Annotated in this window: 13 protein-coding genes; 8 read left to right on the top strand and 5 right to left on the bottom strand. The window is 65.8% G+C overall.

Features of this window, described 5'->3' with window-relative positions; genetic code table 11:
• Window positions 1-13 precede the first annotated feature (13 nt).
• The 3 genes from M0765_RS22735 to msrA all read left to right on the top strand — a co-directional run bounded on the left by M0765_RS22735 (window position 14) and on the right by msrA (window position 3,494).
• The gene (locus M0765_RS22735; RefSeq protein WP_258506031.1) at window positions 14-913 is read left to right on the top strand and encodes a transglutaminase family protein; all 900 of its coding nucleotides are present in this window, start codon (window positions 14-16) and stop codon (window positions 911-913) included.
• A gap of 199 nt (window positions 914-1,112) precedes the next feature.
• Window positions 1,113-2,621 (top strand): alpha/beta hydrolase family protein, encoded by a 1,509-nt coding sequence (locus tag M0765_RS22730; RefSeq protein WP_258506030.1) that lies wholly within the window; start codon window positions 1,113-1,115, stop codon window positions 2,619-2,621.
• A 171-nt stretch (window positions 2,622-2,792) separates the two neighbouring features.
• A complete protein-coding gene (gene msrA, locus M0765_RS22725) occupies window positions 2,793-3,494 on the top strand; it encodes a peptide-methionine (S)-S-oxide reductase MsrA (RefSeq protein WP_258506029.1) in 702 nt (233 codons plus the stop codon).
• 2 nt (window positions 3,495-3,496) lie between these two features.
• Here the strand turns inward: msrA and M0765_RS22720 are convergent, their stop codons facing one another.
• Complete coding sequence (locus M0765_RS22720; RefSeq protein WP_258506027.1) at window positions 3,497-4,528, bottom strand: class I fructose-bisphosphate aldolase; 1,032 nt, start codon at window positions 4,526-4,528, stop codon at window positions 3,497-3,499.
• 52 nt (window positions 4,529-4,580) lie between these two features.
• Complete coding sequence (locus M0765_RS22715; protein ID WP_258506026.1) at window positions 4,581-5,753, bottom strand: NAD(P)/FAD-dependent oxidoreductase; 1,173 nt, start codon at window positions 5,751-5,753, stop codon at window positions 4,581-4,583.
• A gap of 85 nt (window positions 5,754-5,838) precedes the next feature.
• Between M0765_RS22715 and M0765_RS22710 the strand changes: the two genes are divergently transcribed.
• The 3 genes from M0765_RS22710 to M0765_RS22700 all read left to right on the top strand — a co-directional run bounded on the left by M0765_RS22710 (window position 5,839) and on the right by M0765_RS22700 (window position 9,169).
• Window positions 5,839-6,732, top strand: a complete 894-nt coding sequence (locus M0765_RS22710; protein ID WP_258506025.1) for a LysR substrate-binding domain-containing protein — start codon at window positions 5,839-5,841, stop codon at window positions 6,730-6,732.
• A gap of 300 nt (window positions 6,733-7,032) precedes the next feature.
• Window positions 7,033-7,710 (top strand): winged helix-turn-helix domain-containing protein, encoded by a 678-nt coding sequence (locus tag M0765_RS22705; RefSeq protein WP_258506024.1) that lies wholly within the window; start codon window positions 7,033-7,035, stop codon window positions 7,708-7,710.
• The gene (locus M0765_RS22700) at window positions 7,703-9,169 is read left to right on the top strand and encodes an ATP-binding protein (protein ID WP_258506023.1); all 1,467 of its coding nucleotides are present in this window, start codon (window positions 7,703-7,705) and stop codon (window positions 9,167-9,169) included. The genes M0765_RS22705 and M0765_RS22700 overlap by 8 nt, the downstream gene beginning before the upstream one ends.
• Here M0765_RS22700 and M0765_RS22695 read toward each other — a convergent pair.
• From M0765_RS22695 to M0765_RS22685, 3 genes are all read right to left on the bottom strand, one after another.
• Complete coding sequence (locus M0765_RS22695; protein WP_258506022.1) at window positions 9,112-10,455, bottom strand: HlyD family type I secretion periplasmic adaptor subunit; 1,344 nt, start codon at window positions 10,453-10,455, stop codon at window positions 9,112-9,114. The two genes, M0765_RS22700 and M0765_RS22695, sit on opposite strands and share 58 nt — an antisense overlap.
• A 21-nt stretch (window positions 10,456-10,476) precedes the next feature.
• Window positions 10,477-12,189 carry a type I secretion system permease/ATPase gene (locus tag M0765_RS22690; RefSeq protein ID WP_258506021.1) on the bottom strand — a complete coding sequence of 571 codons (1,713 nt, stop codon included), beginning with the start codon at window positions 12,187-12,189 and terminating at the stop codon, window positions 10,477-10,479.
• Between the two features lie 67 nt (window positions 12,190-12,256).
• Window positions 12,257-19,282 (bottom strand): peroxidase family protein, encoded by a 7,026-nt coding sequence (locus M0765_RS22685; RefSeq protein WP_258506020.1) that lies wholly within the window; start codon window positions 19,280-19,282, stop codon window positions 12,257-12,259.
• A gap of 197 nt (window positions 19,283-19,479) precedes the next feature.
• Here M0765_RS22685 and M0765_RS22680 point away from each other — a divergent pair, with 197 nt between their 5' ends.
• Window positions 19,480-20,877: a TolC family outer membrane protein gene (locus tag M0765_RS22680; protein WP_446751567.1), complete on the top strand. Its 1,398-nt coding sequence runs from the start codon at window positions 19,480-19,482 to the stop codon at window positions 20,875-20,877.
• A 76-nt stretch (window positions 20,878-20,953) separates the two neighbouring features.
• Window positions 20,954-21,406, top strand: a complete 453-nt coding sequence (locus M0765_RS22675) for a GNAT family N-acetyltransferase (protein ID WP_258506019.1) — start codon at window positions 20,954-20,956, stop codon at window positions 21,404-21,406.
• The last annotated feature ends 139 nt before the right edge of the window (window positions 21,407-21,545 follow it).

Raw genomic sequence — 21,545 nt, 5'->3', positions numbered from 1 at the left:
GAGAATGCACCGCATGGCCATTCAGTACGACATCACGCACACCACCGTCTACCGCTACAAGAAACCGGTGACCTTCGGGCTGCACCGCGTCATGTTCCGGCCCCGCGACAGCCACGACCTGCGGGTGCTGGCCACCGACCTGCAGGTGAGCCCGCAATCTTTCACTCGGCTCATCCAGGACCCGCACTCCAACTCGGTTGCGCTGGTGCAGCCCATGGGCGAGGCCACCGAGCTGCGCATCGTGTGTTCCTTCACCATCGAGCATGTGCCGGCGCAGCAGGACCAACTCGCGCTCGACCCGGCCGCCGAGTTCCTACCGTTTGCCTATTCGGTGCAGGAGCGCCTCGACCTCGAGCACTACCTGCGCCCGCACCATGACGACGATGCGAACGGCACGCTGATCCGCTGGGCCCACCAGTTCCTTCACACCGACAAGCCCAACAGCACGCGCGAAGTGCTCACGCGCATGAACGCGCACATCGGCCAGAGCCTCGAATACAAGGCGCGCGACGAGGAAGGCACGCAGACCCCGCTGCAGACGCTGGCGCTCGGCAGCGGCAGTTGCCGCGACTACGCGCTGCTGATGATGGAAGCCACGCGCCGCCTGGGCATTGCCACCCGCTTTGTCTCGGGCTACATCTACGACGCCGCGCTCGACCGCGCGGCCCAGTCGCCCGGCGAATCGATGACCGGCGCCGGCACCACGCACGCCTGGCTGCAGGCCTACCTGCCGGGCGTCGGCTGGCTGGCATTCGACCCGACCAACAACCTCATGGGCAGCGGCCAGTTGATCCGCGTCGGCGTCACGCGAGACCCGGCACAGGCCGCGCCGATCTCGGGCAGTTGGTATGGCGACGCCGAGGCCTACGACGGTCTTGAGGCCACGGTGGTGGTCACGCGCCGCAAGGAATGAGGCCTCCGCGCGCCGGCATGGCGCGGGTGTCGCGTACGAGATAGCAGCTACGGGAAAGCCCGGGCCGATGCGCCCGGCAACGCCCCTACGCTGCGCCGCCGGTCCAGCGAAATAGCACGGTCGTCCTCTACGGCCTGGCAATGCATCGCTGCGCCGGGCTTCTTCTTCCCAACACCACAAGAACGGAGAGAGACATCCCATGCATTCCGCGCGCCTGACACTTCTTGCCCTTGCAGCCAGCCTTGCCGTCGCATCCTGCGGCGGTGGTGGCGGTGGGGGCGGCTTTGCGTTCACCCCGCTGCCGCCGGCTCCGGCTCCCGCGCCGCCCCCTCCTCCTCCACCGCCCCCGCCGCCGCCCGAAGAGACGCGCCTGCAAGACAGCCGCAACTCGTTCGCGCCCGCAGATGCTTCAGCCACCACCTTCGCGGCGCTCGCACCGGACGCCAGCGACACGGTCGACAACGCCACCACCAGCCGCTGGGCAGGCATGCTCGGCGCCGCGCAATACCAAGTCGAGGTGCCTGCCAACTGGAACGGCAAGCTGGTGATGTATGCGCACGGCTATGCGGGTGAAAGCAACCTGCTGAAGGTGAACGCCCCATCGATCCGCCGCTATCTCATCCAGAACGGCTACGCCTGGGCCGCGTCGAGCTACAGCAAGAATTTCTATGACGTGCGCGCCGGCGTCGAAGACACCAACGCGCTGGCCCTGCAGTTCAACGCCATTGCCAAGGCCAACGGCCGAGAGCTTGCGGCGCCTTCAAAAATCTACATCACGGGCCATTCGATGGGCGGCCACATCACCGCGGCGGCCATCGAGGACGAGGCTTTCGCCACGGCCAACCACAAGGTCAGGTACACCGGCGCGGTGCCGATGTGCGGCGTGCTGGGCGACACCGAGCTGTTCGACTACTTTGCAGGCGCACAGATTGCCGCGCAGGCACTGGCAGGTCTGCCCAAGTACCCGACCGTCAACTGGCTGGACATCAGGACGCAGGTCACGGGCACGCTCTACACGGCCTTTCCGGGCACACCCACGGCCACCGGCCTGAAGTTCGGATCGGTGGTGAAGAACCTCACGGGCGGCGAGCGGCCGATGTTCGATCTCGGGTTCACGCAGGGCGGTTCGTTCGCGGCGGTCTGGGGCGTGTTCGGCAGCGACGGCACCGTCAACGGCATCCTGAACAAGAGCACGCTCGACACCAACCGCTTCACCTACGCCATCGACGGCGACGTGGCGGGAACGACCGCGCTGAACGCATCGGTGCTCAAGCTCACCGCGGCACCCGACGCCAACCGGTTGCGCACCGACGGCCTGCGCTGGATTCCCAAGGCGAACGGCGAATTCAAGATCCCGGTGGTTTCGCTGCACACGCTGGGCGACCTGTACGTGCCCTTCAGCATGCAGCAGATCTACAACCAGCGCGTTGCGGCCAAGGGCAACAGCGACTGGCTGGTGCAGCGCGCCGTGCGCGGCATCTCCCATTGCGACTTCACGATCGCGGAGCAGGTCGAAGCCTTCGACGCCATGATCAAGTGGGAGCGCGATGGCGTGAAGCCCGCGGGCGACGACGTGGTCACAGCTGCCACGGTGGCAGCCCCGACCTACGGCTGTACCTTCACTCGCCCACTCGGCACCGTGGACGAAAGCCCCACCAGCCAGGCGACGCGGCCGGGTGCGGCGGCGGCGCGTCCCTGCCCGCCGTAAAAAAAGGCGCAAAGGGTTCTGGCCGGCGTGCAGGCGCCGGTCGAGCGCCTGAACCGGCAGGTCGATAAACGTCGATAAGGCACGGGTACGCGGCATTGACGCACGCCACTTTCGGCGGCAATGTCGCTCCCATCGGCCTGGCATCGATGGCTCACTCGCACGGGACAGCACATGAGAACCCTCGCATTCACCGCAGCCGCGCTCACAGCCGCGGCGCTGGCCTGGCCTGTCGCGTCTTCGTCCGCCGAGCCGGCGCGGCGCGTGCCGGCGCCCAAGGTCGACGTCATGGCCTCGCCCACCACCAAATACGAAACCGCCGTGTTCGCCGGCGGCTGCTTCTGGGGCGTGCAGGGCATATTCCAGCGCGTCAAGGGCGTGAACAACGCCGTGTCGGGCTATGCCGGCGGCGAATCGAAGACGGCACGCTATGAGCGCGTGGGTTCCGGCAACACCGGCCACGCGGAATCGGTGCGCATCACGTACGACCCGCAGCAGATCAGCTACGGCAAGCTGCTGCAGATCTATTTCTCGGTAGCGCACGATCCGACCGAGCTGAACCGGCAAGGGCCCGACACTGGCCCTCAATACCGCTCCACCGTGTTCGCCGAGAACATCGAGCAGGCCCGCGTTGCAAGGGACTACATCGTGCAGTTGAACCAGGCCAAGACCTTCGGCAAGCCGCTGGCGACCACCATCGAAATGTCGAAGCCTTTTTATGCGGCCGAGGCCTACCACCAGGACTTTCTTACGCGCCACCCGCGGCACGGCTATATCGTGATCCACGACATGCCGAAGATCGAAAACCTGAAGAAGCTGTTCCCGGAAAGCTACCGGTCGACCCCTGTGCTGGTGAACCCGGCAAAGGGCGCCTGAACTCAGCCGGGCCCGGGTGCGTCCGCCAGCGCGTCGTAGTTGCCGCGGCGCGCGGCCTGGTTGCAGCGGGCGCGGTGCACAAGCGCCTTCTGCGCCGCAGCGACATTGGCGGGCTCACCCTTCCATGCATCCAGCGCCGGCTGCTGAACGGCGCGCGAGTATGAGAACGCAAGCGCCCACGGCAGCCGCGATGCGAACCGCGCGTTCATGGCGTTCAACCGGGCCGAAGCAAGTTGCGCCGACTGCCCTCCCGAGAGGAACGCGATGCCCGGCACGGCAGCGGGCACTGTGCGCAGCAGGCAGGTCACCGTGGCGTCGGCCACTTCGTCCACGCTCTCCTGGATCGGGCAGGCCTGGCCGGGCAAGACCATGTTGGGCTTCAAGAGCATGCCCTCCAGCAGCACGCCCTGCAAACGCAATTGAACGAAGACCGCATGCAGCGTTTCTTCGGTGATTTCCGCGCAGCGTGCGAGGAAATGGTCCCCCTCCATCAGCACTTCGGGTTCGACGATGGGAACCAGCCCGGCCTCCTGGCACAGGGCCGCATAGCGGGCCAGCGCATGGGCATTGACCTCGATGCACGCACGGCTGGGCAAGCCGGCACCGGGGGTGATGACGCCGCGCCATTTGGCAAAGCGTGCCCCCATGCCGGCGTACTCGGCGAGCCGCTCGCGAAGGCCGTCGAGGCCCTCGGTCACCGTCTCGCCGGGGTGGCCCGCCAGAGGCTTCGCGCCCGTGTCGACCTTGATGCCCGGAATGATGCCCGCCGCTTCGAGTGCCGAGACAAAGGTCGCGCCCCCGCTCGTGCGCTGCCGGATGGTTTCGTCGAAAAGAATCGCCCCGCTGATGCTTGCGCCAAGGCCGGGCGCGGTCACGATCAGCTCGCGCCAGCTGCGGCGCGCGTCTTCGGTCTGGGGAATGTTCAGCTTCGCAAAGCGCTTGTGGCAGGTGGCGTTGCTCTCGTCCATGGCCAGCAAGCCCTTGTCGCCGGCAACCAGCGCCTGTGCGGTATCGATCAATGCCTGTGCAGTCATGATGCTGTGGCCCTCGCTTGCGAATGATCGTACGCCTCTGCCCGGCCTCCGGCTAGATCACGTTCTTCTCGACGAGCGGCCTGTTTTCGAGAATGCGCGTAAACGAAACCGGCGACAGGTCGAGGCTGCGGTATTCGCCGTAGCGGATGAGCTCCGCCACGCCCCGCCCCGCCGCAGGGCATTGCTGCAGCCCATGCCCCGAGAACCCATTGGCAAAGTAGAGGTTGTCGCAGCCCGGATGCAGCCCGAGGATTGCGTTGTGGTCGAAAACGTTCATCTCGTAGTAGCCGGCCCACGCGCTTGTCATGCGAATGGCCTCGAACGCCGGCACGCGCGCAGCCAGCGCCGGCCAGATGAAATCGTCGAACACGCGGTAGTCGACCTCGAGCGGCGCATCGTCGCGGTCCCGGTCCTGCGGCGGTGCAAAGCCGCAGATGAAACAGCGGCCTTCGGGGCGCAGCCAGATGCCCGAGGTGTCGATGATCAGCGGGCAGCCCGGCAGGGTGTCGGGGCACGAAAAGCTGAACACCATGCGCCGGCGCCCGCGCACCGGCAAGTCGATGCCGGCCCAGCCCGCCACCTTGGCGGCCCAGGCGCCCGCCGCGTTGACCACCACGTCGGCCTCGAGCGGATCGCCGATGTCCAGCTCCACGCCCGTCAGTGCGCGGCCGCTGCGCTGCAGCCCGGTTGCCTTTGCCTGCACATAGCGCGCGCCCTGTGAAATGGCCTTCTTCCGGAACGCCTGCAGCAGGCTGTAGCCGTCGTACCAGCCCTCACCCGAAAGGCCCAGCGATGCCAGCGCGATGCCTTCGGTCGAGATCCACGGAAAGCGAGCCTTCAGCTGTTCCGGCGTCATCAGCACCACGTCGACCCGATGCGCCTTCTGCGTTGCATGGTTCTCGCGCAGCACGTCCACGCCCTCCGGTGGGGCCAGGTACAGGTACCCGGGCTCGACCAGGCCGATGTCGGGCACGTTGTCGCCCACGCGCAGGGTTTCGCCAAGCCGGCGAAAAAACTCGATGCCGTAGAGCGACATCTCGATGTTGATGGCGGTGGAGAACTGCTGCCGGATCGAGCTCGCCGACAAGGCCGACGATGCCTGCGTGTACGAGAAGTCGCGCTCGACCACGGTCACGTCGAACGGCTCCTGCGACGGGTCCTGGTTCAGAAAATAGGCAATCGCAGAGCCGATGGCCCCGCCGCCGATGATCACCACACGACGCATGAAATCCCTTTCTTGCTGCTCGCCCACAGGTCCATTCTTACAAGCGCCGGGAAAAACCGCGAGACCCGCACGCAGAATAGCAACGATGAGAAAAGACATTCCCAACCTGGGCGCGCTGCAGGCCTTCGAGGCCTCGGCGCGCCTGGGGAGCTTTACCCGCGCCGCGGCCGAACTGGCGCTGACGCAAAGCGCCGTCGGGCGCCAGGTGGCCACGCTGGAGCAGCGGCTGGGCGTGCCGCTGTTTTCGCGCGTGCGCCGGCGGCTCACGCTCACCGACACCGGCCGTGAATACGCCGCGCGCATCCGCCGCCACCTGGACCAGATCCGCCGCGACACGCTCGAGATCAGCGCCGGCCACGACATGGGTTTTGTGCTCGAAGTGGCGGTGGTTCCCACCTTTGCCACCCAATGGCTGATTCCCCGGCTGCCCGATTTCAGCCGGCAGCACCCGAACATCACGGTCAATCTCTCGGTGCGCACGCAGCCCTTCTCTTTCCAGGAAAACGCCTATGACGCCGCCATCTATTTCGGCGACCAGTTCTGGCCGAGCACGCAGGGCGGGTTGATCTTTTCCGAAGGCGAGATGGTTCCCGTCTGCAGCCCGGCGTTCCGCGATGCCAACGGGCCGTGGAACGAAGCGGCCTTCGAGCGTTGCCGCCATGTGCACCTGAGCACGCGCGCGCACGCCTGGCGCGACTGGTATGCGCAACAGGGCTGGGACTACACGCTGCACGCCTCGCGCGGCCCGCGCTACGAGCTCTTCACCATGGTGACCGCCGCCGCGGCGGCCGGAATGGGCGTGGGCCTGGCGCCGCGCCTTCTGATCGAGCGCGAATTGCGAACCGGCGAACTCGTGGTACCGATCGACCGGCACCTGGACGTGAGCCAGGGCTACTACTTCGCCTACCCGGAAGGCCCGCCCGCTTCGGGGGCGCTGGAACAGTTCAAGGACTGGGTGCTTGGGCTCTCACCCGATTGAGTAATAGATCAAAAGAAAACGTGAGGAGGTAAGAAAAACGTTGCACTTTGCCTCGTCACTCTATACATTGATACCTCCGTTTTCATGGCGCAAGATGGACCTGACCCCGCCGGCCGCTGCGTGAGCAGACGACCCCGAGAGCCAACATCGATTGAGCAAGATCAATGGGCGGAGGAGACAAGAATGGATTTCGAAAGCCCTCTTTCGAAGAGGAGCCCGCTGGTGCCCCCGGTGCGAACCTCGCTCGCCGAGTTCGTGCGGCGTTTGCGCTGACCCGCGTTTCATTCACGTCGGTGCCGCATGCGCCTTCTCCTGGTCGAAGACAACGAACTGCTCGGAAGCGCGGTTCACAAAGGCCTGGTTCGAACGGGCTACGCGGTCGACTGGAATCGCCTGGGAAAAGACGTTCTCTCGTCGCTCGCGTCCTGCACCTACGACTGTGTGCTCCTTGACCTCGGCTTGCCCGACGTCACCGGAGACATATTGCTCAAGAGCATCCGAACGCGCGGCATTCCCATTTCGGTGATCGTGATCACGGCGCGTTGCGGCATTCGGGAACGGGTGCGCCTGCTCGACATGGGTGCCGACGACTACATGATCAAGCCGCTGGACCTGGACGAAGTTGCCTCCAGGGTCAGGGCTGTGCTGCGCCGGGTGAACGGAAAGACGCCCAGTGCTGCCGAGCCGGAGCACGGCCCGCTGAAGCTGCACCCCTCCCATCGCATGGCAACGCTGCATGGCAACGTCGTTCCGCTGACCAACAAGGAGTTCTGGCTGCTGGAGATCCTGGTGCGCCGCAAGAACCAGGTGCTTTCGCGCTCTCAGCTCGAAGAAGCGCTCTACACCTTCGACGTCGAGGTCGAGAGCAATGCGGTCGAGGTCCACGTTCATTTCCTGCGGCGCAAGTTCTCGCCCAAACTCATTCTCACGGTGCGAGGCGTCGGCTACCAGCTCGGGCCAGAGACCTGGAATGAATAAGCGGTCGGGCGCCCCGTGGTCGCTGCGCCGCCGCCTGGCGGCAATTGTGCTCTTCGTATGCGGCGCCACGCTGCTGGCCGCAGCTGCCGCCATGTACAGGGCCGACCACCTCTCCGACCAGAAAGTGCTGGATGCCCGTCTTGTTGCGCTGGCGCATACCGCACTGGCGTTCGCGGACCACGAAATCGCCGAGATCTCCGCGGAGGGACACGACGACGGCGTCCACGAAACCGGCGACACGCTCGGCACGCACTATCACTACCAGATATGGTCGCCCAACGGGCGGCTGCTTCTTCAGAGCCACAAGGCCCCCTCGGGCGTCCCGATGCGGCCGCTTGCAGAGCGCGGGTTCGGCAAGGCAATGGTGGATGGCGAGAGCGTGCGGACCTATTCGGAGGCAGCCAAGAAGGGCGGCATGATCGTCCAGATCGCGGAGCGCGCGGGCTACCGCAAGGGCGCGATCGGCACCACCACCAGGTACTTTCTTTCCTACCTCGCGATCCCGCTCATCCTGATCTTCTTGAGTGCCTGGTGGTTCCTCCACCGTGCGCTTCGGTCCGTCGAGGGCTATGCCTCACAGCTTCGGGAACGCCACGCGCTCGACCTCGCGGAACTGAATGCCGAGGACCCGCCTACCGAACTCAGACCCATGGTCGATTCGATCAACGCATTGTTCGATCGGTTCAGAAAGGCGTTGTCGGTCGAGCGCGACTTCACCGTGATTGCGGCGCACGAGATGCGCACCCCGCTCGCCGGCCTGCGCGCGCAAGCCCAGCTGGCCTCCACGCTCGCGGATTCACCGCAAGAGTTGTCGGCTTCCTTGCGGCATCTGATGTCGGGTATCGACCAGGCCAGCTACCTTCTCGATCAGCTGCTCGATCTCGCGCGAATCGACAGCCTTGCGGCGACCGGCGGGCATGCCGTGAACCTTGTGAACCTGGAAGAGGTCTACCGAGACGTGATGGCCGACCTCGGTCCGGCGGCGGCCCAGCGCGATCTTGCGCTGAAGACGCGGTTCGAGGTGCGGGAGCTGCTGGCCGAAGAGCTCGGCCTGCATCTGCTGATGCGCAACCTGATCGTCAACGCGATTCGTTTCACCCCCGTCGGCGGGCGCCTCGAAGTGGGCAGCGCGCGGGGTCGCCACGCAGTTGTACTCACCGTCGACGATTCGGGCCCCGGCATTCCCGCCAGCCGGCACGCGGAGGCGTTTCAGCGCTTCAATCGCCTCGGACGCGTCGACGGGCATGGCGTCGGCCTCGGCCTGTCGATCGTGCACGCGGTGGCGCAGGCGCATCACGCACCGGTGCGCCTGCTCCAGTCGCCGCTGGGCGGCCTGCGGGCCTCGGTCCGTTTTCCCACGGCAGCCCCGGGAACATCCGCGCCCGACCGGAGCGAAGTGGTTCACATCTGCCTCGCCGCCCTGCGCAACGTCGACGTGATGGGGTCCAGAAGGTACTGAAGCGCGGTCTGGAACCCGCCGTCGATATAGACCTCGGCAGGCATGCCGGCCTGCATCTTCAGGTCACCCACCGCCTTCACCGACTCCGCGTCGGCCAGGATCGAAACACTGTAGTACGGCATCTGCGTGGACTTGTCGGTAAACCGGTCGCCCGATACATAGGTGACCTTGCCCGAAACCATCGTGGCATTGCGGTACTTGAACGCGGTGAACTTGATGCGTGCGTGCTGCCCTATCAGGACGTTGTTCACTTCTTCGGGCCGTATCTGCGCCTCGATCATCAGGGCCGTGTTGCTCGGCACGATCTCGGCAATGGTTTCACCGGGCCGCACGACCGAACCCGGCGAGGTGAACTTCAAATCGATGATCTCGCCGGCCGCCGGCGCCAGCACCACCTGCCGCGTGGTGGCATCGTCGGACTTGCGCAGTTCCTGCTCGATCTCGCTCACCCGCGCCACCGTCGTCTTGAGCTGGTCGCTCGCCGAGCGGAGGTATTCGTTGACGATCGAATTGCTCTTGATGTCGGCGTCGATCAGCCGCCCATGGCCGCGTGCGAGCTCGGAGCGGCGCTCCTCCAGCTTGGAGGTGTAGTCGGCCACCGAGGCTTCCATCTGGTTAATGCGCGCCGACGATACGAAGCCCTCCTGCACCAGGCCGCGATTGGCATCGAGGTCGCGGTGCTGCAGGGCCAGAGATTCCTGCGCCTTGCTGCCCTGCGCCTCCAGCGCCCCGATTTCCTGCTGCACCCTCTGGCGCAATTGCCGCATCAGCGCCAGCTCGCTCTGCAGCGAATGCCGGCGCGCATGGAACAGTGCCGATTCCTTGGCCATCGCATCCTGCAGGCGCGTGTCCTTGCGGGCTTCCGCCTGCAGGCTCTCGGAAAACACCAGCTTGTCGGCGCGGCGCTGCTCCGCATCCAGCCGCTCCAAGGCCGTGCGTTCTACCGCAAGGCGATAGGTGAGCCGGTTGCGGTCGGCGTCCACCCCCACGTCGCCGATGACTACCAGCGGTTCGCCTTCCTTCACCACCTGTCCGTCGCGAACGAGCACCTGCCGCACGATGCCGCCTTCCAGATGCTGGACGGGCCGCCGGTTCAAGTCCACCTTGACGTGCGCCGGTGCCACCACCGCCATTGCCAGCGGCGCGAGCCCGACCCACGCCCCTAGGGGGATGACGATGCCCAGCACCGTCCACAGCCCCATGTTCATGAGACGCCTGATCTGCTGTTCGCTGGTCTTTCGCTTCGGTGCCCTGCCGGCATGCGGGAGCGCTTGTGCGTGCGTCATATGTTCCTGCCTTTCCGGGTCTTATGCCGTGCGTTCGCGTTCACGCTCGCGCTCGCGCTCGCGTTCGGCGACTGCGGCCTGCGATTGCTTCTGCATTGCCTTCATCACCTCGCCAGCCGGCCCGAACTGCTTCACCTGCCCGGCCTCGAGGATGAGGATCTTGTCCACGTGCGCGACCAGCGACGGGCGGTGCGTCACCACAATGGAGGTCACACCCTCTGCGCGCAGGCTGCTGAGGGCGTGCGCCAGCGCAATTTCGCCCTCCGCGTCCAGGCTCGCATTCGGTTCGTCGAGCACCACCAGGCGCACATCGCCATACATCGCGCGTGCAAGCGCAATGCGCTGGCGCTGCCCCGGCGACAGGCGCGCCCCGGCCTCGCCGACGGGTGTGTCGTAGCCTTTCGGCAGCTGCAGGATCATGTCGTGCGCGTTGGCCCGCTTGGCGGCCGCGATCACCGCCTTTGGGTCGGACTTTGAGAGCCGGCCGATGTTGTCGGCGACCGTTCCGTCGAACAGTTCCACGTCCTGCGGCACATAGCCGATCCACGGGCCCAGTTCGCTGCGCGGCCATGCCGAGAGATCGGCTCCGTCCAGCCTGACGGTTCCGATGGTCGGCTGCCAGATGCCGGTGAGAAGGCGCGCCAGCGTGGATTTTCCCGCTGCGCTCGCCCCGATGATGGCCAGTGCCTCGCCCGCGGCGAGATTCAGGGAAACGCCGGTCAGCGCCAGCTTTTCAGTGCCCGGCAGACGCAGCGAGACGCCTTCCGCACGCAGCTCGCCCACCGGCCGGGGTAGCGACATCTGCGGCTCGCCCTTGTCGAAGTGGCCGCACAGGTCGCGCAAGCGGCGATAGGCGGAACGCGCTTCGTTCAGCACGCGCCAGCTGCCGACGATCTGCTCCACCGGCTGCAAGGCGCGGCCGAGCAAAACAGTGGTGGCGATCATCACGCCCGCCGAAGCCGACTGCGTGAGGACCAGGTAGGCGCCGATCGACATCATCATGACCTGCACGCCCTGGCGCAGAAACCTCGACGCGGCGCTGAACATCACGCTCGAATGGCTGGTAGCGCCCTGCAGCGCCAGCGCCTCGTCCTGCTGCTTGCGCCAGCGGCCCAGCAGGCGCTCGGTCATGCCCATGGCCTGCAGCACCTCTGCGTTACGCAGCGACCCTTCCACGTAGCGCGACGCGCTGCGCGTTTCCTTCTGCACCGCGTCCAACGCCTTGCGGCTCATCCGGTCGTTGAGCCAGGCCAGGCCGATCATGACGATGGCGGCGCCTGCGGCACCCAGCCCCAGGGCCGGGTGGAAGAAGGCGATGACGGCCACGTAGACCACGATCCACGGCGCATCCATGAGCGCCGTCAATCCGTTGGCCGAGAACAGACCCCGCAGCGTCGCGATGTCGCGCATCGCGTCCGGCCTTGCATTCAGCGGCGAACGGGCGGTGGCGGTGACGACCGCATGCACCACCGGCGGCGAGAGCCTCTCGTCGACGATGTTGCCGCTCAGGTGCTGCAGCCGCAGGCGCACGTAGTCCAGCACGAACAGGATGGCCAGCGCAGCGCCTACGCCGGCCAGCAACACCCACAGCGTCTCGCGGCTGTTGGTGGGAATCACCCGGTCGAACACCTGCAGCATGAACAGCGCAGGCACCAGGTACAACAGATTGATGACGAACGAGAAGAGCGCCATGTTGAACAACAGTGGCTTCATCTCGGCCCAGATCGGCTTCATGTTCTTGTCTCCTCCAGTATGCGGAGCAAGGCGCTTGCGCGCCCTGCTCCGTGCCTTGCCACGCCGTTCAGACGAAGTCGAAGTTGCCCGCCACGACCGCGGCATTGGCACTGAAGGTGCCGATCAGCGTCAGTTCCCCGGCCGACGTCTCCCCTCCGCCGGCCTGCACCCATTGCCACAGCGAGAAGCTGTTGCCGTTGGTGTCGTTGATGACCAGCAGCGCGTCTTCGCCGGCGCCCGCGGTAATGGAGAACTCGGCATTGAATGCCGCCGAAACCGCCGCCGCGTTGCCCAGGTTCGTAGTCGTCACGCCTTCACCGCCGGCCCCTGTCAGCAGCAAGGCTTCGATGTCGGCGTTGCCCTGCCCGACCGTGACGTTCACCGTGCCGCCGGAGCCGTTGCCCGAAGCGAACAGGAAAGCGTCGTTGTTGTTGCCGTCGTCCCATGCGGTGTTGAGCGCCCCGGTGAACTCGATGCGGTCGTCCCCTGCCGCGGTCGGTCCGTTGGCGTCGAAGTTGCTGACCACGTCGCCGAACTCGTCGGCCGCGCTGAACCTGAAGATGTCCTGCGCGTTGTCGTTCGCCGCCCCCGAGTTGAGGATGTCGGCGCCAATCCCGCCGATGATGATGTCGCCTCCGGCACCGCCGTTGATGGTGTCGTTGCCCGCTCCGCCGTTGAGCGTGTTGGCTCCGGCATTGCCCGTCAGGTTGTCGCTGCCCGATCCGCCGGTCACGTTCAGGATGCTGGCAATCGACGTGAAGCCCGACGCCGCACCTGTCGCCAGGTTGACCGTGACGGGCGTCGCGGAGGCGCCGTACGACAGCGTGTCGGCGTTGCCGCCGAGGTTGGCGCTGATCGATTCGACGCCGGTGACAGTGGCGCCTTCGAAGCCGGTGATGGCCCCGTTGTAGACGACATCCAGCACATCGTTGTTCGCCACGCCCGTGATGTTCAGCGTGTCGTTGCCACCGCCGCCGTCAATGGTGTCGGCGCCGCCGCCGATCGCGTAGGTGAAGGTGTCGTTTCCTAGGCCGCCGTTCAGGACATTCGCGGCCGTGCTGCCGGAGATGATGTCGGCGCCACTGCCGCCGGTGAAGTTCTCGATAGACACCAGCACGTCGGAGTTGGCCGCATTGTTGCCGGAGCCCCCGACGACGATCGGCGCCGCGCCGCCCAGGTTCACCGTGAGTGCCGCGGTGTACGCCGAGTAGTTGGCGGTGTCGGTGTTGGCCCCGCCGTCGAGCGTGTCGCGCACGTTGTCCACCGTGGCGCTCAGCGTGTCGTTGCCCGCTCCGCCGCTCAGGAGGTTGGCAACGCCGAGCCCCGCGGTTCCACTCGCCGTCAGCGAGTCGGCGAAGGCGCTGCCCACCAGGTTCTCGATGCTCGAGAGCGTGTCGCTGCCCGCCCCGCCGGTGGCTTGCGCCGCCGCAATGGCCAGTGACACCGTGACGCCCGCGGTCGCCGTGGCATAGCTCGCGGTATCGCTGCCGCCGCCGCCCGTCAGCACGTTGTTGCCGGCGTTGCCGGTGATCACGTTGGCCGACCCGTTGCCGGTACCGTTGATGTTGCCGGTGCCAAGCAGGGTGAGGTTCTCCACGTCCGCATCGGTGATGGTGTAGGTGACGGTCGACTGCACGGTATCGGTGCCGCCGCCCCCGCCCTCTATGACGGTGTCGGTTGCACTGTCCACCAGGAAGGTGTCGTCGCCCGCGCCGCCGTTCATCGCGTCGTTGCCAACGCCGCCGTCCAATGTGTCGTTGCCGTCGTTGCCATTCAGCGTGTCGTTGCCGATGCCGCCGGCCAGCAGGTCGTCGTCATCCCCGCCGTTCAGTGTGTCGTTGCCGTCACCGCCCAGGAGCGTGTCGATGCCCAAGCCGCCGTTGAGCGTGTCGTTGCCGCCGAGCCCGCTCAGCGTATCGGCCAGGTCGCCGCCGCTGATGACGTTGTTCAGGGCATTGCCGGTTCCGACGAACGGATCGGCGTCGATGCCGGTGTACGTCAGGTTCTCCACGTTGGCGACGAGCTCCAGCGAATACGCGGCCATCTCGGTCTCGACTTCGTCCGTGCCGGCACCCGCCGCCTCGACAACCACGTCAGCCAGGTCATCGACGATGTACGTGTCGTTGCCGCCCAGACCGACCATCGTGTCTGCATCGAGGCCGCCGTCAAGCACGTCGTTGTCGCCAGCGCCCGAGCCACCCACCAGCAGGTCGTCGCCGATCCCGCCGCTCAAGTTGTTGCTGCCAGTGCCGCCGAAGATCAGGTCATTGCCGCTGCCGCCAATGATGACGTCATTGGTAACGTTCTCGCCGGCGACGAAGTTATTGGCGATAGAGGCTGCCAGGTTGATGGTGCGCCCAAAGCCGGTGGGATCGAGCCGGCTCACCAGGTAGTCCTCTGTGCCGAGCAGGTAACCCTCGAAGGTGGCATCACCGAAGTTGATGCGCTCCACGCCGGTGCCGGCCACGTTGCCCGTGAAATGGTTGGCGACGGTGACCGTCTGGCCGTTGAAGTTGAGGACCAGGCTACCGGTGGCGGTGCCCGTGTTGTTGTCCGCGGCATTGAGCCCGGTGATCGGGTTGACCGTTCCGGCAACAGGATCCAGCACGCCCGGCACGATGACGATGCGATCGGCGGTGCCGCCGCTCGTCGCGCTGACGCCTTCGTTGATCGTGTCGCTGCCGTCCGCAAGGCCGAAGGTGTAGGTGTCGTCGCCCAGGCCGCCGTTGAGCACGTCGTTGCCGATGCCACCGCTCAGCTGATCGTTGCCCGCGCCGCCGTTGAGCGTGTCGGTGCCCGCGCCGCCGATCAACACGTCGTTGCCGCCGTTGCCGTTCAGCGTGTCGTTGCCACCAAAGCCCAGCAGCAGGTCGTTGCCTTCGCCGCCGTTGAGCACGTCATCGCCGTTGGTACCCGCGACGATCGTGAGGGTGGAATCCGTGAACTGCAGGCGTTCGATGCCGCTCAGCGTGTCGGTGCCTTCAATCGGGTCGATGCCGATGTCGGTGACCGTGAGCCTGCCGTCGGCAGTGGAACCGAAGGCGTAGTTGGCCAGCGGCCCCAGGTAGGCGACCGTGTCGATGTCGGCGACCGCGTCCGCGTCCGACTTGATCGAGCGGACGATCGCCAACTGGCCGGGGTTGATGGTGCCCGCGAACATCGAGTTGACCAGCGTCTTCATGCTACTGTGCAGCGCGATGGGGGTGCCGGTGTGATTGGGGTCGTTGGTGGCGTAGACGCCGATCTGCACGTCCAGCCACTTGTCGCCGTCGATGATGTCGTCGCCGCCGCGGCCCATGATGAGGTCGCTGCCGTCCCCGCCAAGGATGATGTCGCCCGCCATGTAGCTGGTGACTCCGGCGCCCAGCACCGCCTGCAGGCCCGCAATGCGTGCAATGCCTGCCGCGTCGAGCCTGCTGCCGGTGTAGCCCTCGGTGCCGCCTTGTGCGAACGGAAGCCGCTCGTCGGCAATGGTGTCGGCGCCGGTAAGCACGTCGTTGAAGCGCGTGCCCGAAAGACCTTCGACCGATTCGTAGGCATCCAGCGTTCCGTTCTGGGGCGGCGTCGGGTTCTCGTCGAACACAATGCCGCGCGTCAGGTCGGCATCGACGAAGGCTGTGTTGTCCTTGTAGGTCACCCAGTCCCAGCCCGACATGCCGGCCAGCTTGCCGCGGCCCGGGCTGCCCACCATGATGTCGTCGCCGCCCTCGGCAATGAACTCGTCGAAGCCGCCGTCGCCCAGGAACACGTCGTGGCCGACGATGCCGTCTTTCGCAAAGATCTCGTCGAAGCTGTCGCCGGGCGCACCGTCGAAGGTGCCGGTTTCGATCCAGTCGTCGCCCTCGTTGCCCAGAATGCGCTCGGCGTTCTTGCTGCCGAGGATGAAGTCGTTGCCTTCGCCCGCGAAGACTTCCGAGCCCGCATCGGTGCCCAGGACGATGAAGTCCTGCCCCTTTCCGCCCATGATCAGGTCGAGGCCCGGGCCGCCATGGACCACGTCGTTGCCGTCGCCGGCCTTGATGTTGTCGTCGCCGCCCAGGTCCCTGACGATGTCGTCGCCCGCCCCGGCATTGATGATGTCGTTGCCGGCACCCCCTTCGAGGTTGTCGTTGCCGCCGTCGCCGTGGATGGTGTCGTCGCCCTCGCTGGCAATGATGATGTCGTTGCCCTCGGTGCCGCCGAGCACCACGTGCTGGTCGCCCGTGTACCTGAGGTAGTTGGTGTCCGGCCCGACTGTGCCGGGGTTGTTGCGAACCACCAGCGGCGTCAGGATGCCGCCGCCCACCGGGTCGGTGCTCTCCAGGTCGCCGTCGCCGTCCAGGTCGTTGAACTGCCTTGTGATGTCCACTTCGAGCGCCAGGCCCGGGGTCGAGAACACGTCCGACGGCAGGTGCGTCGCGTTCGTGTTGGTCATGATCATTTCAGCGAACGAGTTGTTCTCCATTTCGCCGAACAGGTGCAGGCCGTCGAGCCGCTGCAGATAGTAGAAGCGGTCGCCGTTCTGCAGGCTCTCCATCTGGTTCTCGAAAACGAAGTTGAAGGTCGAGCCGAGCATGCCGCCGAACGGAAGAATCTTCTCTGCCAGGCCGCCGATCCACAGGTCGACGTTGTCCAGGCCGGTGATGGTGACTCCGTTGGCGTTGCTGGTCCAGGCGCCCGTTCCGTTGAGGAAGTCGACCGAATCCTCAGGTACCAGCAGTCCGCCGACCGAAGCGCCGGTGATGATCGTCAGCGCCGCGTCGCGCTTTCCCTCGATCGTGGTCTGCCCGGTAATGAGCTGGTGCGTGCCGTAGGCGGCAATGAAATTGATGATCGACGCTTCGTGCTTGAGGTTGCCGGCAAAGTCCACCCAGCTGTCGTATGGGCGAAGTTCGGCGGCGTTGTTGGTTGCGTTGTAGAACTCGCGCCGGGCGGCGTTGAGCGACGGCACGCCCGTGTCGCGGCCGCGCGCCAGGTTGATGGTCGCAAGGTCGAGCGGAAGGCCCAGCAGGTTGTTGCGCAACGCGCTGGTCACGAACTCGTCGATCTCGTTGCCTACCTGCCGCGTCATGCCGCGGATGATTGCGCCGGCGGCAATGTCGTCGGTGATGGTATGGCCGGAGTCGAACGCCACCGGATTGAGGAAGCCCTCGATCAGGCCGATGTCGTTCGGGTTGAAGTTCGGGTCGAAGCGGTCGATGGTCTCGGTGAGCATCGAATGCCCGAAGCGGTACACCACATGCGCAAACTCGGCGACGATCGATGGATCGATGGTCACGTCGAAGCCGTCCGGAACGACGAAGGCGTTGATCTGCGGCTGCACCTTGCGCGCGAACTCCTCGAACACCAGGTGCTGGTATTGCATCTCGGTGGTGAACTTGGCGGACTGGAACAGGCGCTCGCCGTCCCACACCAGCGTGCTGAGGTCCACAGGCAAGGACGCAACGTCTTCGAGCAGCCATTCATTGAGGAAAGCCAGGTCCCCGCCCGCCGCGGTGGAAAGGATGACTTCCTTGTTGTGGTCGACCATGCGGTTGTGCTCGGCATGGAACACATGGTGAACGGCGGTGAGGCCGATGTTCTCGTTCACGCGGCCGTCGCCGGCGATGAAATGGGCGTCGAGCAGTTCGTTGTCGTACTCGGCGTCGCCATTGCCCGGATTGCCCAGGCCGATGGTGATGTCGCCGTCGGCAATCTTGCCGATGGGAACGGCTTCATGAGCGATGTCGGCCAGGAAGGCATGGCCAGTGCGAAGTGCAAGCGCGGTCGTCGGATTGACGGGACTGCCCGGCGTGCCGGAGACCACGACGTCGTCGGCCGTGTTCGGAATGCCGTCGACACCGATGCCGGTGATGACCTGCGCGAACCCGGTCACCGGGTCGGGAATGAAGTTGCCGTACTGGTCCGTTCTGAGCAGCGGTACGCTGCCCACGTCGAAGTCGGTCAGCTGGATGCCGAGCAGCAGCGCTTGCGCCTTGACTTCGCCCCATGTCGCCATGCCGCCGTTCGCGCCTTCGATGAGCTTGCCGGTCGCGACCGGCGTGCCCTGGTCGTTCAACTCGTACTGCCGCAGGAAAACCTGGTGCGATGAATGCGAGGTGTAGGTCTGGTTCTGGTCGACGAAGGATGTGGTGGTGTTCACCGGCCCGACGTCGTCGGCCGTTCCCATGATGCCGTCCTGCCCGGCGGACACGGTGGCGCGCGTCAGCACCATGAAATTGGTGTTGCTGCCCTCTACGTAGAGCGGATCGTCCGGCTGCAGGGGAATGAAGACTGTGCCGCTGCCGCCCTTGTTGACGAGGTCGAGCCCGTGGTCGAAGAACTGGCCGAACAGCGTGAACCATGAATTGAACGAGGCCGAGAGGCCGACGTCCGGCGAGATGTTGGGCAGGCTGACGTTGTCGCCTTCCATCACGATGCCGTAGGGCGCGACGGCGGCGTCGCGCACCGCGCGGGCGTCTTCCAGCGCGGTAACTGTCAATGCATGGTCCGCGTCGGCGGCGGCCGCCGCATCGAGGGCTGCCTGCTCCTGCGGCGTGGGGGGCGTGTTGGGGTCGCCATCGCCGAGTTCCTCCGCATCGGCCCGGGCGTTCTGCGCAATGACGCGCGCCTGGTACTCGGCATCGGAAGCGGGCTTGAAGGCTTCGTAGATGACAGTGACGGCCGCAAGGTCGGCCATGGAATTCGCCGAGCCGGCACGGTCCAGTGCCGTCAGGATCGCGGCCGGGTTGCCCAGCGTTTGGTCGACCAGCAGGTTGGAGATGGTGCGCAGGCTCGAGTCGAAGACCAGCGAGTTCGGATCGTTGCTCGGGGCGTAGGTCGCCGACGTCGGCATTGCCGGCGCGGGGCCGGGCCCGTCGGGATCGAACAGCGTGCCGTCCGCGGGCCGGTAGACCGGGTCCATCAGCGACGGGAACTGCTGGTCCGCGGCCCCCCACGTTTCATGAAGCAGGTTGTTGTACGTGCCATCGACCGTACGCAAACCCCAACTGACGTTGTACGCGGGCACCAGGCCTCCTGGCCCGAACAACGGCTGCCCTGCGGCATGCGCCTCCGAGATCTTGATCTGCGCAAGGATGAACTCGAGGTCTGCTTGATTGACAGTGACTGACATGGCGCGGCTCCTCTGTGTGGTGGGATTGGTTGAAAGCGTTGTTTCCGCCACGGTTGAGTCTTTGCCCCGACTCTTAAGATTTCCTTAAGCAATTGGTAGTAATTTCCACTGGCGTACTGAAGCTTCCCGCGCATGCGGGCACGGCTTCAGGCGAGTGATGCCGGTGCGAAGAAGACCAATGTCCGGAGGAGAAAAAAATGCAAACCTCACGCCGCGCTGCATCGGCAAGCAGGCCGTTCGCGCTGATGCTGCTGCTGGCCGCCGCGGCGCCTGCATCGGCACAAAGCTTGGTGGAGCTGTACCAGTCGGCGCGCAGCTACGACGCCGTCTACCAAGGTGCGCGCGCACAGTACGACGCGAGCGTGGCCAGGGCGGCACAGGCGCGCGCTGGGGTGCTGCCGGTAATCAACCTCACGGCGGGGGCCTCCTTCACCGAGCAGGACGTGTCTGCCGGCAACGCCGCGTTCACGCGCGGCGTCAGCGCCCGGAACATAGGCGTCAACCTGATCCAGCCTCTGTATCGCCCCGCCGCCTGGGCCGCGTACGAGCAAGGCAAGCGGCACGAAGAGATCGCACGAACACAGCTGACGCTGGCCGAGCAGGACCTCATCGTGCGCGTGAGCCAGGCTTATTTCGATGTGCTCGCCAGCCACGACACGCTGGCGCTGGTGCGGGCGCAAAAGGCTGCGGTGGCCGAACAGCTCGCCTTTGCCAAACGCAACTTCGAAGTCGGCACATCCACCATCACCGACGCGCGCGAAGCCCAGGCCCGCTACGACCTCGTCATTGCGCAGGAAATTGCGGCCGAGAACGACCTGCAGGTCAAGAAGCTCATCCTCGACCAGCTCGTCGGGCAGGCCGGCAGCGTGCCGGTGCCACTCGCCGCGCCGGTGGTGCTCCCCGGGCTGGCGCCGGGCGACGTGGGCAGCTGGCTTGCGCAGGCCGAGGCCGCGCATCCGGCCATCGTTCAGGCGGCCCTTGCGGTGGAGGTTGCAACGCTCGAAGTCCGCAAGGCAGAGGCCGGGCACAAGCCCACGATCGACGCCCAGCTGGGCTACAACGTCAGCACCAACCCGCCAGGCAATTCACCCAGCGCCTCGACAGACAAGGTGCGTGTAGCCGGGGCCAGCATAGGCGTGGTCTTCAACATGCCGCTATACGCCGGCTTCGCAACCGAGAACCGGGTGCGCGAGACGCTGGCGCTCGAAGACCAATCGCGCGCCTCGCTCGAGAACGCGCGCCGCAGCGTTTCTGTTTCCACCCGTGCCGCCTACCTTGGGCTGGTGTCCGGCGCCAGCCAGGTGAAGGCGCTCGAGGCAGCCGAAGCATCGAGCCAGGTGGCCCTGGACGCCAACCGCATGGGCTACCGGGTGGGCGTGCGCATCAACATCGACGTGCTCAATGCGCAGAGCCAGCTTTACCAGACCAAGCGCGACCTGGCACAGGCCCGCTACAACGTGCTGTTGGGCGACCTGCGCCTGCGCCAGGCGAGCGGCTCGCTCACGTCCGATGCACTTGCGGCGCTCAATGCCACTTTGGCGCTCGACGGCAGGCCTGCGGTCGACAGCGCCGCCCCTGTCACGCATCCGCGATAGCACCGGCGAATGGCGGCGCGAGGCCGACGCTCGGCCGGGGTCCAATAAGATTCGCCGGATCCAGAGAATCCTTCGCATGAACATTGCCCTCGAACACCCCGACCAGCCCGATGTCGTCCAGCTCATCGAAGCGCTCGACGCCTACCAGAAGCCGCTCTATCCGCCCGAGTGCCACTACGGCATCGACATTGCCGCGCTGTCGGCGGCGCACGTGCTGTTTGCAGTTGCGCGCGACGAGTGCGGAACGGCCGTGGGCTGCGGCGCCATGGTGCTGGAGCCCGCATACGGCGAGCTCAAGCGGATGTTCGTACGGCCGGAAAACCGCGGGCAAGGCATTGCCGCAAAAGTGCTGACCTTTCTCGAAGCCGAGGCAATCGGCAAGGGATGCACGCGATTCGCGCTCGAGACCGGCATCAGCCAGCCGGAAGCGCTGGCTTTCTACGCCAGCGCGGGCTACGTGAAGCGAGGGCCGTTCGGGAGCTACCCGGACGACCCGTTCAGCGTGTTCATGGAAAAAAGCGCCGCCTAGCCCCGGGCCGGCGATCTTCGCGCCCCTCTCGCATCGGCCCTTCGCGGGCCCGAAATTTGCTCATTCGATCAAAAATGACAGAAAATTTTCTTTTTTGTCTTATATTTGTAAACTGATTTTCATCAAACACTCCCCTCCG

It is taken from the genome of Variovorax sp. S12S4, from assembly GCF_023195515.1.
Lineage (GTDB): Bacteria > Pseudomonadota > Gammaproteobacteria > Burkholderiales > Burkholderiaceae_C > Variovorax.
The sequence above is the reverse complement of the archived record's forward strand: the minus strand, read 5'-3'. Positions and strand labels throughout refer to the sequence as shown.

Excerpts from the sequence above, each read along its gene's own strand:
- M0765_RS22735 (WP_258506031.1), top strand. The coding sequence starts at position 14 with ATGGCCATTCAGTACGACATCACGCACACCACCGTCTACCGCTACAAG.
- M0765_RS22730 (WP_258506030.1), top strand. The coding sequence starts at position 1,113 with ATGCATTCCGCGCGCCTGACACTTCTTGCCCTTGCAGCCAGCCTTGCC.
- msrA (WP_258506029.1), top strand. The coding sequence starts at position 2,793 with ATGAGAACCCTCGCATTCACCGCAGCCGCGCTCACAGCCGCGGCGCTG.
- M0765_RS22720 (WP_258506027.1), bottom strand. The coding sequence starts at position 4,528 with ATGACTGCACAGGCATTGATCGATACCGCACAGGCGCTGGTTGCCGGC.
- M0765_RS22715 (WP_258506026.1), bottom strand. The coding sequence starts at position 5,753 with ATGCGTCGTGTGGTGATCATCGGCGGCGGGGCCATCGGCTCTGCGATT.
- M0765_RS22710 (WP_258506025.1), top strand. The coding sequence starts at position 5,839 with ATGAGAAAAGACATTCCCAACCTGGGCGCGCTGCAGGCCTTCGAGGCC.
- M0765_RS22705 (WP_258506024.1), top strand. The coding sequence starts at position 7,033 with ATGCGCCTTCTCCTGGTCGAAGACAACGAACTGCTCGGAAGCGCGGTT.
- M0765_RS22700 (WP_258506023.1), top strand. The coding sequence starts at position 7,703 with ATGAATAAGCGGTCGGGCGCCCCGTGGTCGCTGCGCCGCCGCCTGGCG.
- M0765_RS22695 (WP_258506022.1), bottom strand. The coding sequence starts at position 10,455 with ATGACGCACGCACAAGCGCTCCCGCATGCCGGCAGGGCACCGAAGCGA.
- M0765_RS22690 (WP_258506021.1), bottom strand. The coding sequence starts at position 12,189 with ATGAAGCCGATCTGGGCCGAGATGAAGCCACTGTTGTTCAACATGGCG.
- M0765_RS22685 (WP_258506020.1), bottom strand. The coding sequence starts at position 19,282 with ATGTCAGTCACTGTCAATCAAGCAGACCTCGAGTTCATCCTTGCGCAG.
- M0765_RS22680 (WP_446751567.1), top strand. The coding sequence starts at position 19,480 with ATGCAAACCTCACGCCGCGCTGCATCGGCAAGCAGGCCGTTCGCGCTG.
- M0765_RS22675 (WP_258506019.1), top strand. The coding sequence starts at position 20,954 with ATGAACATTGCCCTCGAACACCCCGACCAGCCCGATGTCGTCCAGCTC.